Here is a 13,648-nt window from a genome sequence, read left to right on the forward strand (position 1 = left end):
TGGCGGCGCTGTCTCCACCCGAGACTCAGTGAAATTGAAATCGCTGTGAAGATGCAGTGTATCCGCGGCTAGACGGAAAGACCCCGTGAACCTTTACTATAGCTTTGCACTGGACTTTGAATTTGCTTGTGTAGGATAGGTGGGAGGCTTTGAAGTGGGGACGCCAGTTCTCATGGAGCCATCCTTGAAATACCACCCTGGCAACTTTGAGGTTCTAACTCAGGTCCGTTATCCGGATCGAGGACAGTGTATGGTGGGTAGTTTGACTGGGGCGGTCTCCTCCCAAAGAGTAACGGAGGAGTACGAAGGTGCGCTCAGACCGGTCGGAAATCGGTCGTAGAGTATAAAGGCAAAAGCGCGCTTGACTGCGAGACAAACACGTCGAGCAGGTACGAAAGTAGGTCTTAGTGATCCGGTGGTTCTGTATGGAAGGGCCATCGCTCAACGGATAAAAGGTACTCCGGGGATAACAGGCTGATACCGCCCAAGAGTTCATATCGACGGCGGTGTTTGGCACCTCGATGTCGGCTCATCACATCCTGGGGCTGAAGCCGGTCCCAAGGGTATGGCTGTTCGCCATTTAAAGTGGTACGCGAGCTGGGTTTAGAACGTCGTGAGACAGTTCGGTCCCTATCTGCCGTGGACGTTTGAGATTTGAGAGGGGCTGCTCCTAGTACGAGAGGACCGGAGTGGACGAACCTCTGGTGTTCCGGTTGTCACGCCAGTGGCATTGCCGGGTAGCTATGTTCGGAAGAGATAACCGCTGAAAGCATCTAAGCGGGAAACTTGCCTCAAGATGAGATCTCACTGGGATCTTGAATCCCCTAAAGGGCCGTCGAAGACTACGACGTTGATAGGTTGGGTGTGTAAGCGCTGTGAGGCGTTGAGCTAACCAATACTAATTGCCCGTGAGGCTTGACCATATAACACCCTGTGGGCCAAAAATTCCGGGCCTGCTCGAATTGCTGTGGGGCATGCCGTGAAGCAGGCAACTCGGTGGAGGGCACCGGCTTCGCCGGTGATCGCGGGTAAACCCGCTCCTACAGAGAATGGTGCAACGCCAGGCAGGGGCGTATACCCTCCAGGCCACGTCGCCTCCCACAGACCATCTCAGGCTGCGACAATATTCCCGTTACCTTAACGTGACTTTTCCGCGCCCCCCCTACGTCAAGACTCTGGTTCGGGGCACTTCTGCTCTTGGACCTGGCGATGCCAGCGTACCGTGCTGCGCATTCCTGGACTTCCACCGTCCCATCACTTGAGGTAGCAAGCAAGATGGCCAAGGCCGCCGATGTCGTTGTGCAATGCCTGGAAAATGAAGGTGTCGAGTATGTATTCGGCATCCCCGGTGAGGAAAACCTCGACCTGCTCGAATCCCTGCGCAAGTCGAAGATCAAGCTGGTACTGACCCGTCACGAGCAGTCTGCAGGTTTCATGGCTGCCACCTACGGTCGCTTGACCGGCAAGACCGGCGTCAGCCTGTCGACCCTCGGCCCTGGTGCCACCAACCTCGTGACCGCCAGCGCCTACGCCTACCTGGGCGGCATGCCGATGATGATGATCACCGGGCAGAAGCCGATCAAGAAGTCCAAGCAGGGTCGCTTCCAGATCATTGACGTGTGCGGCATGATGGACCCCATCACCAAGTACACCCACCAGTTCGCCTCGGCCGACAACATCCCCGCCCGCATGCGCGAAGCCTTCCGCCTGGCCGAAGAAGAAAAGCCGGGTGCGGTGCACCTGGAGCTGCCGGAAGACATCGCCGCCGAGCAGACCGACGCGCTGCCGATCCCGCGCAGCCTGCACCGCCGCCCGCTGGCCGAGCACGTGGCCATCGAAGCTGCCGTCGAAAAACTGCAGAAGGCCCGCAGCCCGATCCTGGTGATCGGTGCCGGCGCAAACCGCAAGATGACCGCTAAGGTCCTCAAGCAACTGATCGACAAGACTGGCATCCCGTTCATCACCACCCAGATGGGTAAAGGCGTGGTCGACGAGCGCCACCCGCGCTTCTTGGGTAACGCTGCCCTGTCGTCCGGTGACTTCGTCCACCGCGCCATCGAAGCGGCCGACCTGATCATCAACATCGGCCACGACGTGATCGAAAAGCCGCCGTTCTTCATGGTCCGTGGCGGCACCGAAGTCATCCACATCAGCTTCCGCTCTGCCGAAGTCGATGCCGTGTACTTCCCGCAGGTGGAAGTGATCGGCGACATCGCCAACGCCGTGTGGCAGATCGGCGAAGCCTTGACCGAGACTTCGCACTGGGACTTCACCCGCCTGATGGCCATCCGTGAAGCCAACGAAGCACAGATCGCCGAAGGCGCCGACGACGACCGCTTCCCGGTCTACCCGCAGCGCATGGTTGCTGACATCCGTCGTGTATTGCCATCCGAAGGCATCGTCGCCCTGGACAACGGCATCTACAAGATCTGGTTCGCCCGCAACTACAAGGCGCACAAGCCGAACACCGTGCTGCTGGACAACGCCCTGGCGACCATGGGCGCCGGCCTGCCATCGGCAATGGCTGCGCACCTGGTGCACCCGGACCGCCCGGTAATCTCGGTGTGCGGCGACGGCGGCTTCATGATGAACAGCCAGGAACTGGAAACTGCAGTACGTCTGGGCATGCACATCACCGTGGTGATCCTGCGTGACGACGGCTACGGCATGATCCGCTGGAAGCAGGCCAACATGGGCTTCACCGATTTCGGCCTGGACTACGGCAACCCGGACTTCGTCAAGTATGCCGAAGCCTACGGCGCCAACGGCCACCGCGTGGAAAGCGCCGAAGGCCTGCTGCCGCTGCTGGAGCACTGCATCAAGACCCCGGGTGTGCACATGATCGACTGCCCGGTCGATTACAGCGAGAACGACCGCATCCTCAACAGCGAGCTGCGTGAGCGCGCGCTGGCGGTGTAAGCCCTGACGACCTTATCGCTGTAAGCCGGCACCCACAGGTATCTCAGATCCTGTAGGTGTCGGCGGGTGGTAGATGGCAACCACTTCACGCCTGTTGCAATTGATCATTCTCAGGTTCTCTACTCATGGAGAACCCGAGAACATGACTATTGGTTCGACACACAACCCTCCTGCCGATCTGGCCATCGACCCATCACTGCCTATGCAGCCATGGGCCGCACGTTTCCCTAATCCCCCGGATCTCTGCTTCGACTACCGCCGGCTTCTCGAACAAGAGGGCGGCGTCGCACGTGCCACACAACCCGATCACCGCATTTGCATCGTCGGTGCCGGAGTTACCGGGCTGACTGCTGCCCGCGAGTTATTGCGCTGTGGTTTCAACCGTATCACCTTGATTGAGCAGTCCCGGCGTGTAGGCGGGCGACACCTGACGGTCGTGAACAGCTCAGCAAGCCACAAGCAACCTGCAACCCCTTTTGAAATGGGGGCGATGCGCATGCCGTTCTTCAATAGGACTGGAGAGTCGCCTAAAGAGGGTCGCTCGCTCATGGCCTATTACGCAAAGCTGTTCGAGCTGCGGATTTCTGACTTCCCTAACCCAGGTACACCTTGGGTGAATGCTACGGGAATTTATCTTCGCGAAGGTCAATTAGAAGGGGAAGGTGACCCGGGTCTTTTGATCTGGCGTAATCCGTCAGGCGAAACCCCACCCCCTACGGCAGTCTTGCAACAGGTCTACGAGAAATGGCGCAATTATGCTCAGCAATTTGCTGAGCATGTTGCCGCGGTTTATGGCACGTCAAGCTGGGAGTCGATATGGCGGGAAATCGTCGAACGCTATCATCGACTGTCGTTCAGGGATCTGGTGCATTTGCCCGCCCTTGCTGCCTGGGACCCTGAAAACCCCGGTGACTTTGGCGGTTTGGGCATGAGCAGTGACGAGTCAGCCATTTTCTATGCAATCGGTATTGGCGATGGCAGCTGGGGAGCCTTTTATGATGTTTGCTGCCTGTACCCGCTACGTACGGCAATCTTTGGCTTCAGCAGTCACTTGCAGTTGGTGCATGGCCGTGTGGATTCAAGAGGGGTGCCTTACACTGCGCCGCATCTTGAAGCAAACAATATCCCTGATAGCAGGGGATTGCCGTTTCAAGGGCCAGCTTATCTCGGACTTGCGGCCCTCGACGAAAGCCTTTTGCACCTAGAGGTCGGCATGGGTGGGATCTCGCTATATGAACATCTTCTGAAAACAAGTGATGGGCTACTGACTGATACGTCCGTGTGTGCGGTGCAGAAGCTGGAAAGTGGCCGTATTCGGGTCGGATACCGTTGGCGATGCAGTGATCCGTTACACGAGAGCACCGAATATGAAGACTTCGACAGCGTAATCATGACCACTCCGTCATGGCTGATCGAAACCAACATCAGCCTCAGCGGCTTCACCCGCCAGATGTTGCCGCAGCCGATTATCGATGCCTGGAAGCATGCCCATTGGGAGACCAGTTGCAAGGTCTATGCACCGTTGAAGAAAAGTTTCCTCGACCGCAAGCCGATGCCGCAAATTCTGATTACCGATAGCTTTGTGCACGATGTCTATGCCTATCGGTACAACGATAGCTATCCAGATGACTGCATTCTCCTCAGTTATACCTGGGAGGATGACGCTACCAAATTGGCAGCCTTCTCTGATGCGGAGTTGGCGAGTAAATGTCTGAAGGAGCTCGATCGGATCCTTCTACGCTGCACCAATGTGGGGGAGGCTATTTCACCTTACGTCGATACTCGAAATATTTGCATACAGCGTTGGATCACAGATCGAAATGCGCTCGGGTGCGCGAAGTTGTATAGGGCAGGTACCTACTTTGATGCTGTAAACCTGATGAAATACAACCGAGACCTGAGTGCGCGCTCAGGGCTGTATCTGGCTGGCGAGTCCTTCTCAGTTGACGCTGGATGGACCGAGCCGTGTTTGCGCACGGCAATCGATACGGTCATCAACCTCTGCAACAACACGTCAGCCGAGTTCAATGGTGGCTTTACCCTCGAGTACTACCCCCACTATCAGGTTGGGAAATAACGGCGTACGGGCCATTTTGTAGGGGGAGTCCTACTGCCATTATGTGACTTTCCTTTGGTCCCATAGGACTCTCCTGACTGTCGCTCCCTGACCCAACATCGCTTTACTGGCGTCCTTCCAAAACAACCACAAGAAGGAAGCCGCCATGTCTGAATCCTGTTCCCCCGTCAGCCCCGTACGTATCGCTGTCATCCAGTACGACCCTCAGGTCGGTCTTGAGCACTGTGAGAGCAACGTGAGCAGAGGCCTGGCATTGGCCCGGCGCGCAGCACGCGAAGGCGCCAACCTGATCGTACTGCCTGAACTGGCCAACACGGGCTACACCTTCAATTCCCGTGCCGAAGCCTATTCCCATGCGCAGGTGCTGCAGGACGGCCCTTGCCTGAAAACCTGGGCCGACTTCGCCAAGCAATACCAGGTATACCTGGCTGCGGGGTTTGCCGAACGCGACGGGCTTAAGCTCTACGACAGTGCAGTGCTGTTTGGCCCCGAAGGCCTGCTTGGGCACTACCGCAAGGCGCATCTGTGGAACCAGGAAAAGCTTTGGTTCACCCCCGGAGATTTGGGGTTTCCGGTATTCGAGACGCCTATCGGCCGTATCGGCCTGCTAATCTGCTGGGACATCTGGTTCCCGGAAGTACCCCGGGTGATGGCCGCGCAAGGCGCCGACATCATCTGCAGCCTCAACAACTGGGTATGGACCCCGCCGCCGTTGTTCGATGATGCAGGGCGTTGTATGGCTTCGTACCTGACCATGACGGCAGCCCATGTCAACAACGTTTATATCGCCGCCGCGAACCGTGTCGGCAGCGAGCGGGGCGGGCGCTTCCTGGGCTGCTCGCTGATCGCCGGTACCAATGGCTGGCCGATCGGCGAGGTGGGCAGTGCAGAAGCCGAGGAGATTATCTATGCCGATGTCGATTTGAGCAGTGCACGCTCGGCACCGATCTGGAACAGCCTCAACGACCTGCCAAGAGACCGGCGCACCGACCTCTACGATGCCACCCTTGGCTATCGCTTGCATGCACCTATGCCACGCTGAGGAATTGCGAATGAACACGCTCTTCTTCTCACGACAGCAGCATTGGCTTGTGTTGATGTTCGGCTGCCTGCTGGTGTTTTTCGCTGCAAGCCTTGCCCATGGCCAATGGCTGGATTATGCACAGAGGGTGGCGACGCTCGATGAGCCGCTCAGCCGCTTGCGCTGGATTGTTGGTGATATCAGTGAAGTGGCTTTCTACAAGCACGAACTGCCCGCGCTTGGCTTGCTGCTGGGCGCGTGCCTGGCGCACTGGGCGCAGCTGCGAGGATACCGCTGGCAGGGCTTTGCCATTTGCTATGGCAGCGGATTATGGCCATGGGTGTTTACCAGCTCGCTTTTGGGCTTGCTGCTAAGTCATGTGTTGTGGGGATGGACCTTGGCCAGTGGTACTTGGCAACCTACCTTCGTTGCCTTCGTGTCATTGCCGGCAGCCATGGTCTTGCTTTTTGGTGCGGGCTGGCGGGTGACGATCACGGGGGCGCTACTGGGGGCTCTACTGGTAACACCGGCCAGCCTGCTGATGGTCAATTACCTGTGTTATCCCCTGCAGTTGCCCGTGGTAGTGGGCAATGTGAGTGGCATGGCTGTGGCAAGCGTCGTGGCCTTCATCCTGTGCAAGCGCTTTCCTTCATGGGTACGCCAATGCCGTGAACCCACCGTCGTGGAGCCGGTTGTCAATCAGCCTGACTACGGTGTGGTCTGGACTTTGCGGCGCGTTCTGGCCGACTTCAGCGAAGCCCCATTCTTTGGTAATGAACTGGCCAGCCTCGGGCTACTGCTGGGTGTGTTGCTGGCTTACCTGTTGAGCCCGGCTGCACTGTCCTACGGTTCTATGCTGGTGATGCAAATAGTGGCCGGGCAGGCCCTGGCATCCCTGGTCGGGGTTGTATGCTGGCGTGGACAGTGGAAAGCCCGTGGGTGGTACCCTACCTACATTCCGATTGTGTCGATCGTCCCCGCTGCGGTGTTGACACATGGCGGCAGCTGGCAAGTGGTGGTGATCAGTGCAGTACTGGGTGCACTGGTGGCTCCGCCGCTGGCAGTGGCGATCACTCAGCGGTTGCCGGCCTATGTGCATGGCTACATCGGCAATGTGATGTCGATGGCCGTCTGCACGCTGGGAATCGTGCCTGTAACCGGATTGCTTGTGGGGGGAGCAGCATGAGTGAACATTCGAGCCTGCCCAGGCTGTCGATCGCCACTCTGGGCGGCACGGTCAGTATGCGGGCCGGTGCTGTCGGGGGTGGTGTGACGCCAAGCCTGGATTGTGAGCGGCAACTGCTTCAGGTTCCACAGTTGCGCGAGATGGCGCAGTTGAACGTTGCTTCATTGTGTCTGCTCCCCAGTGCATCGCTGGGCTTCGCGACGTTGCTGGAGGTGTTGGCATGGGCCCGGGGCGAAGTGGAGCGCGGGGCTCAGGCCTTGGTATTGAGCCAAGGGACCGACAGCCTTGAGGAAACGGCCTATTTCCTGGACCTGCTCTGGTCATTCGATGTGCCATTGGTGATGACCGGTGCCATGCGCTCGGCGAGTCAGCCGGGCAATGATGGGCCGGCCAACTTGTTGGCTGCGGCTCAGGTTGCATTGGCACAACACAGCCGTGGGCGAGGTGTGCTTGTGGTCATGAACGATCAGGTCCACAGCGCGGCAAGGGTTCGCAAGACGGCCAGCGTGGCGATGGCGGCATTCGAGTCGCCCGGATTTGGCCCGTTGGGTGACGTTGTGGAGGGTGATGTGTTGTATCGCCATCCGCCCGGGCGACGGGAGGTGTTGCCGTTACCGTATCGCACCGACCAGCGCGTTGCCCTGCTGGAAGCCTGCCTGGACGCAGATACGGCGCTGCTGCAGGCTGTGGCCACATTGGGTTATGAGGGGGTGGTCATCGCCGGTTTCGGTGCTGGTCATGTTTCCGCCAGTTGGTCCGAAGTGCTGGAACACCTGGCGCCCACCGTGCCGGTCATGGTTGCTACGCGCACAGGGAGAGGGCCTACAGCCCGGGCAACCTACGGGTTTGCTGGTGCAGAGATCGACCTGCAGAAAAAAGGCGTGTACATGGCTGGGCAACTCTGCCCGCGCAAATGCCGCATCTTGCTGTGGCTGCTGATCGGCACCGGCCGACAGCATGAGCTGCAGGACTGGTTGCACTCCTGAGCCTTCTGCCCGCGCGATCATTCGCGCGGGCAGCCCTTCCGGCGTTGCTGTGCTAGGGTGCACACACTTTTGCATCCCAGGATTCTTACCCATGCTCCCCGTACTCAGCGAAAAAGAACTCGACCGCCTCGAAGACCTGCTGATCACCTATGGCAATGACTACTCGGTGCTGAACCTGGCCGAGCTCAATGGCTTTTTCGTCGCGTTGGCCAGTTCGCCGGTCACTGTCCTCCCGGAACAATGGTTGCCCGCAGTGGCGGGTGGCAAGGTACCGAAGTTCAAGAAGCCCGCCCATGAGGAGGCCTACACGGCATTGATGCTGCGTTATGCCAGCCAGGTGGCAGAAGAACTGAGCAATGAGGTCGACCAGTTCGAACCGCTGTTCGAGGAACGCGAAGGCGAGCAGGGCACTGTGATCGTGATGGAGGAGTGGTGTTTCGGCTACATGCGCGGTACCCAGATTGCCGGTTGGGGCGAGTTGCCACCGGAGCAGGCCTTGCTGCTCAAGGCCATTTCGCTACATGGGCTGGAGGATAATTTCGAGCTGCTGGACCAGATGAGCGAAGAGGATATCCAGGCCTGCGTGCCGCAGGTGGTCGAGGCTGCGCGTGGGTTGTTCCGGCATTTCAAAAAGCTGCACTGATCTGATAGTTGTATCGGCTAGCGCTCACCTGCGGGCGCCAGCGCAGTGTTTGGAAACCATTATTCCGCCCCGCGAAATTATGGTTTCCCCTGCGCACTGATTCTGCTGCCAGCCGATCCAGTGCAGCATGTGCTCCATCAGCCCCATCCCGGCGCTGACCAGGAGCCAAGCCCATGTCGAACCCGATCAAGCTGTACAACTTCCCCAAGTCTGGCCATGCCCATCGCATCGAGTTGATGCTCTCGCTACTGAACCTGCCCACAGAGTTGGTGTTCGTCGACTTGGCCAAAGGCGCCCACAAGCAGCCGGACTTCCTTGCCCTCAACCCGTTCGGCCAGGTTCCAGTCATCGATGACAACGGCACGGTGATTGCCGACTCCAACGCCATCCTCGTCTATCTGGCCAAAAAGTATGACAACGGTGCCTGGCTGCCCGAAGAACCTGCCGCCGCTGCCCGTGTGCAACGCTGGCTATCGGTCGCCGCCGGCCCGCTGGCATTTGGCCCGGCAGCCGCCCGCCTGGTCACGGTGTTCGGGGCTTCGTTCAATACCGACGAGGTGATTTCCCGAGCCCACACCTTGCTCAAGGTGATCGATGCCGAGTTGGCAAACACGCCATTCCTGGCGGGTAGCACACCCACGATCGCGGACATTGCCAACTACTCCTACATCGCTCACGCCCCGGAGGGCAACGTGTCGCTGGAGCCGTATGCCAATGTGCGCAACTGGCTGGCGCGGATCGAGGCACTGCCGCGTTTCGTCCCCATGCCGCGCACCGTGATCGGGCTGCAAACCCACGCCTGAAACCCCGCCATCGCGAGGAACGCCGCCATGCAACAGTCTCCTGATCACCGCCCCTCACCCTGGCATGCGGGTGAAAAGACCCTGCAGGAAAAGGTCGGTGTAGCAGAACGCATGGAGGCGTTCGGGCAAAAGGTCATTCGTGACCACATGCCCGACCAGCACCGAGCGTTCTATCACCAGTTACCGTTCATGGTCGCCGCCAGCGTGGATGCCCAGGGCCGGCCTTGGGCCACGCTGCTGGAAGGGCCAGAAGGGTTCGTAAGCTCGCCCGACCCTCGTATGCTCACGATCCACACCACCTTGCCAGCGGAGGACCCCGCCACCCCCGGGTTGGCAGCCGGGCAGGCCGTCGGTCTGCTGGGGATCGAACTGCACACCCGTCGGCGCAATCGCATCAACGGGCAGATCCGCCACGCTGCACAGGGGCAACTGCAAGTGGCCGTAGAGCAGGCGTTTGGCAACTGCCCGCAGTACATCCAGTTGCGTGACTACACCCGCGTCACCGAACCCGCCCTCGGGCGCTTCGATGCGACAACACTGGATACCTCAACCGTCAGCATGATCGAGGCCGCCGATACCTTCTTCGTCGCCAGCTATGTCGAGCATGCTGACGGCCAGCGCTCGGTGGATGTCTCCCACCGTGGTGGGCGGCCAGGCTTCATCAAGGTCGAAGGCAATCGGCTCACCATTCCCGACTATGCTGGCAATCTGCATTTCAACACCTTGGGTAACCTGGTGGTCAACCCGCGGGCCGGCTTGCTGTTCATCGACTTTAAAAATGGCAATGTGTTGCAACTGTACGGGCGTGCCGAGGTGCTGCTGGACAGCCCGGCCATCCAGGCCTTTGAAGGCGCGGAGCGGTTATGGACACTGCAGGTCGAGCAGGTAGTGTGGCGTCCGGCTGCCGTTGCCCTGCGCTGGGCTTTCAAGGAATACGCGCCGACCAGTCTGATGACCGGTACCTGGGCCGAGGCCGATGCGCGCCTGGAGCAGCGGCAACAACAGCGCCAATGGCTGGCCTGGCGTGTGCTGCGGGTAGAGCAGGAAAGCCGCGATATCCGCTCGTTCTATCTTGAGCCACAGGCAGGCCTCCCTGTGGCCTTTGCCCCTGGCCAGCATCTGCCTGTGCAAGTGCCGCGTGATGGCGAAGCGGCGCTGATTCGTACCTACAGCCTTTCAAGTGCCCCGGCCGATGGGTTCTTGCGCATCAGCGTCAAAGCCCAGGGCCCGGCTTCGCGGTATCTGCATGAGCACGTTGTGGCCGGCGATGTGTTGAATGTACGGCCGCCGGTGGGCAGCTTCACGCTTGACCAGCAAAGCACGCGGCCGCTGGTGCTGATCGGCGCGGGCGTGGGCATCACACCGTTGCTGGCCATGCTGCGCCAGCAGTTGAGCACGGGGCAGACTCGGCGCATTCATCTGTTCCATGGCGCACGCAGCCTGGCTGACTTGCCGTTCCAGCAGGAACTGACGACCTTGCGGCAACAGGCTGGCGATCTGCTGCATGTACACCGCGCCCTGAGTCAGCCTGAAGGGCACGCGCAGCTCGGCCGTGATTATGAGCTCGCCGGTCGGTTGGGTATCGAACAGGTCAAGGCAACGCTGGCGTTGGACGACTACGATTTCTACCTGTGTGGGCCGGGCAGCTTCACCCAGCAACTTTACGAAGGGCTGCGTGGGGTGCATGTGCCGGATGCGCGGATCCACGCCGAAGCGTTTGGCCCGTCGACGCTGCGGCGGCACACCGATGCAGACCAGCCAACCTTGCAACAGCCACCTGCCGCTGACGAACCGGTGCCGGTGTATTTTGCCGCGTCGGCCAAGGAGGCACGCTGGGTTCCCGGTAGCGGCACCTTGCTGGAACTGGCCGAGGCGCGTGGGCTGGCCCCGGAGTTCAGTTGCCGGGGTGGCTCGTGTGGTACCTGCAAGACCCGACTGGTGAGCGGCCAGGTGCATTATCCAAATCCGCCGGCAGAGCTGCCGGAGGCGGGTTCGGTGCTGATCTGTTGTGCTGTGCCCGCGAAAGTTGAGGAGGGGATGCAGGCGCTGGTGCTGGATGTTTGATTCAAGCCAGTCGCAGGAACGGGCTTGCCCGCGAAGAGGCCGGCACAGCTAACACCAGGCATCCAGATGAAAGATAATCCGCACGCCCCATAGCCCTCAGGAGCCCGCATGGACCAGATCCACCTGATGAAGGTGTTCGTCGCCGTCGGCGAGCTGGAAAGCTTCGCCGCGGCTGCCCGCCGTCTGGACATTTCCCCGGCCGCTGTCACCCGCGCCGTCAGCGCCCTGGAAGAGCAGCTAGGGGTCAAGCTGTTGCTGCGCACAACTCGCAGCGTGCGCCTGACCGAGGCCGGCGGCCGTTATCTGGAAGATACCCGGCACATCCTCGCCAGCATCCACGAGGCCAATGAAGCCGCTGCCGGCATCAACGCGACCCCCAGGGGCGATCTGGCGGTGACCGCGCCGATCCTGTTCGGCAGGAAGTTCGTCATGCCGTGCATCGTCCGTTACCTGCAGCAGTACCCGGAAGTCGATGTTTCCGCGTACTTCCTCGACCGCGTGGTGAACATGGTCGAGGAGGGCATGGACGTGGCCGTGCGCATCGGGCCGTTGCCCGACTCCGGGTTGAAGGCGCTGCGGGTGGGCAGGGTGCGGCGCATGTTGTGTGCCTCCCCCGACTACCTGGCGCGTCATGGTGTGCCAAAGCACCCGTCTGACCTGGCCGGGCACGCGGTAATCGGCACCACCAACCTGTCGCCGCGGGCCGGTTGGCGCTTCGGCGTGACCGACGAGCCGACCTTGGTGCGCATGAAGCCACGGCTGACGGTAACCAGCAATGACGGGGCAATCGCCGCTGCCAGCGGCGGGCTGGGCATTGCCCGGCTGCTGTCGTATCAGGTCGTAGACGAACTGGCCAGCGGGCAGCTGCAGGTGCTGCTGGCCGAGTACGAAGAGGCGCCCTGGCCCATTCATGTGCTGCACCGCGAAAGCAAGTACGGTTCGGCCAAGGTCAGGGCCTTTATCGACATGCTGGCGCAAGGTTTGCGCGATCAGCAGCTGGATTGAGAACCTGCATCGCGTCGAGAAATGATGCGAAACAATGTTTGATACCGTGGCGGCCGTTTTTCACGCAACCCGCTCACAACGCCTGATACTGCATCCTGAACGCCAGGTTCATTGCCTCCCCCCGGTGCAACAATCGCAACCCTGGCCGCCCTGGCAGGTGGTGCGCGTTGATGGGGTGGCTAACCGGCTCAAAGCAGAAAAAACCTTGTCCTTGCGGGCAAAACAGCAAGAAGTGTCCAGCCTCGTTGGCACTGCACGCCAGTCGATAACCCGCGCTGGGCTGTTCGATCACGCACTCCCCTGGCCAGCCACTGAAGGCGTGATCAACCACTGCCTCGGGCAAACGCCTCATGGCATTGAAACGCCATTGCTCAGGCACCTCGGCCTCGTACGAAGGCAACCTCCCATCCTCGGCCAGCCACACCTTGCGCGCAGTTGCGTACAACTTGGTATCGGGATACCGCGGAAAGTAGGGATGCAGCCCCAGGCCATACCAGGTAGCTGGCTCACCCTGGTGCATCACATGCAGGTCCAGGTTCAGGCAACCCTCATGCAGGTGCACATCCAGCGTGGCCTGGTAGGCAAACGGCACGGCACTGTCCAGCGTCAACCGAGCTTGCTGTTCGCTGTGGTGTTCTACCTGCCAGGCCTGTTGCCAGGCACTGCCATGAATCGGGTAAGGGTCATGCCCGGTATTTGGTAACAGTGCCTGCCACCCCTCGGGCCGGGCAAAGCCACCCTCGGCAATACGGTTGGACCACGGCGCCAGCGGGTAGCAGGCCAGGCGTCGGGGTGTACCGCTGGCCAGCGCGGCCGCGTCGGTATGGCGCAGCAGTGCCTGCCCGGTCGCCTTTACCTGCCAGTTGACCAGGCTGGCGCCGATTTCCGGGGCCAGGCTCAGGTGTGTCAGGCGGTCTTGCAGGTGCAGTTCGGTCACAGCCATG

At 60.3% G+C, this 13,648-nt stretch carries 10 protein-coding genes and 1 rRNA gene (1 of these 11 only partly in view); 10 read left to right on the top strand and 1 reads right to left on the bottom strand.

Going from position 1 to position 13,648, the window contains the following annotated elements; translation table 11 throughout:
* From ACE4QZ_RS08150 to ACE4QZ_RS08195, 10 genes are all read left to right on the top strand, one after another.
* A 23S ribosomal RNA gene (locus ACE4QZ_RS08150) occupies window positions 1-923 on the top strand (it extends 1,970 nt beyond the left edge of the window).
* 352 nt (window positions 924-1,275) lie between these two features.
* Window positions 1,276-2,919 carry an acetolactate synthase large subunit gene (locus ACE4QZ_RS08155; protein ID WP_410480428.1) on the top strand — a complete coding sequence of 548 codons (1,644 nt, stop codon included), beginning with the start codon at window positions 1,276-1,278 and terminating at the stop codon, window positions 2,917-2,919.
* Between the two features lie 142 nt (window positions 2,920-3,061).
* On the top strand, window positions 3,062-4,996 hold the full coding sequence (locus tag ACE4QZ_RS08160; RefSeq protein ID WP_021784466.1) for a flavin monoamine oxidase family protein: 1,935 nt from the start codon (window positions 3,062-3,064) through the stop codon (window positions 4,994-4,996).
* Window positions 4,997-5,141: 145 nt separating this feature from the next.
* A complete protein-coding gene (locus tag ACE4QZ_RS08165) occupies window positions 5,142-6,038 on the top strand; it encodes a nitrilase family protein (protein ID WP_021784467.1) in 897 nt (298 codons plus the stop codon).
* Window positions 6,039-6,048: 10 nt separating this feature from the next.
* On the top strand, window positions 6,049-7,203 hold the full coding sequence (locus ACE4QZ_RS08170) for a hypothetical protein (RefSeq protein ID WP_021784468.1): 1,155 nt from the start codon (window positions 6,049-6,051) through the stop codon (window positions 7,201-7,203).
* Window positions 7,200-8,189, top strand: coding sequence for an asparaginase (locus tag ACE4QZ_RS08175; RefSeq protein ID WP_103444810.1), 990 nt, complete (start codon window positions 7,200-7,202; stop codon window positions 8,187-8,189). The genes ACE4QZ_RS08170 and ACE4QZ_RS08175 overlap by 4 nt, the downstream gene beginning before the upstream one ends.
* A gap of 91 nt (window positions 8,190-8,280) precedes the next feature.
* The gene (locus ACE4QZ_RS08180) at window positions 8,281-8,832 is read left to right on the top strand and encodes a UPF0149 family protein (RefSeq protein ID WP_021784470.1); all 552 of its coding nucleotides are present in this window, start codon (window positions 8,281-8,283) and stop codon (window positions 8,830-8,832) included.
* Window positions 8,833-9,005: 173 nt separating this feature from the next.
* Entirely contained in the window at window positions 9,006-9,635 is a 630-nt protein-coding gene (locus ACE4QZ_RS08185) for a glutathione S-transferase family protein (protein ID WP_103462089.1), read from the top strand.
* Between the two features lie 27 nt (window positions 9,636-9,662).
* Complete coding sequence (locus ACE4QZ_RS08190; RefSeq protein WP_103462090.1) at window positions 9,663-11,699, top strand: pyridoxamine 5'-phosphate oxidase family protein; 2,037 nt, start codon at window positions 9,663-9,665, stop codon at window positions 11,697-11,699.
* Between the two features lie 108 nt (window positions 11,700-11,807).
* Window positions 11,808-12,704 carry a LysR family transcriptional regulator gene (locus ACE4QZ_RS08195; RefSeq protein WP_021784473.1) on the top strand — a complete coding sequence of 299 codons (897 nt, stop codon included), beginning with the start codon at window positions 11,808-11,810 and terminating at the stop codon, window positions 12,702-12,704.
* 73 nt (window positions 12,705-12,777) lie between these two features.
* Here ACE4QZ_RS08195 and ACE4QZ_RS08200 read toward each other — a convergent pair whose 3' ends face one another.
* Window positions 12,778-13,647: an aldose 1-epimerase gene (locus ACE4QZ_RS08200; RefSeq protein WP_103462091.1), complete on the bottom strand. Its 870-nt coding sequence runs from the start codon at window positions 13,645-13,647 to the stop codon at window positions 12,778-12,780.
* Window position 13,648 lies beyond the last annotated feature (1 nt).

The sequence above is a fragment of the Pseudomonas sp. DCA-1 genome, assembly GCF_046523955.1.
GTDB classification, from domain to species: domain Bacteria; phylum Pseudomonadota; class Gammaproteobacteria; order Pseudomonadales; family Pseudomonadaceae; genus Aquipseudomonas; species Aquipseudomonas putida_Y.

Bases quoted from the DNA above. Each gene is read 5' to 3' on its own strand.
- ACE4QZ_RS08155 (WP_410480428.1), top strand. From the start codon at position 1,276: ATGGCCAAGGCCGCCGATGTCGTTGTGCAATGCCTGGAAAATGAAGGT.
- ACE4QZ_RS08160 (WP_021784466.1), top strand. From the start codon at position 3,062: ATGACTATTGGTTCGACACACAACCCTCCTGCCGATCTGGCCATCGAC.
- ACE4QZ_RS08165 (WP_021784467.1), top strand. From the start codon at position 5,142: ATGTCTGAATCCTGTTCCCCCGTCAGCCCCGTACGTATCGCTGTCATC.
- ACE4QZ_RS08170 (WP_021784468.1), top strand. From the start codon at position 6,049: ATGAACACGCTCTTCTTCTCACGACAGCAGCATTGGCTTGTGTTGATG.
- ACE4QZ_RS08175 (WP_103444810.1), top strand. From the start codon at position 7,200: ATGAGTGAACATTCGAGCCTGCCCAGGCTGTCGATCGCCACTCTGGGC.
- ACE4QZ_RS08180 (WP_021784470.1), top strand. From the start codon at position 8,281: ATGCTCCCCGTACTCAGCGAAAAAGAACTCGACCGCCTCGAAGACCTG.
- ACE4QZ_RS08185 (WP_103462089.1), top strand. From the start codon at position 9,006: ATGTCGAACCCGATCAAGCTGTACAACTTCCCCAAGTCTGGCCATGCC.
- ACE4QZ_RS08190 (WP_103462090.1), top strand. From the start codon at position 9,663: ATGCAACAGTCTCCTGATCACCGCCCCTCACCCTGGCATGCGGGTGAA.
- ACE4QZ_RS08195 (WP_021784473.1), top strand. From the start codon at position 11,808: ATGGACCAGATCCACCTGATGAAGGTGTTCGTCGCCGTCGGCGAGCTG.
- ACE4QZ_RS08200 (WP_103462091.1), bottom strand. From the start codon at position 13,647: ATGGCTGTGACCGAACTGCACCTGCAAGACCGCCTGACACACCTGAGC.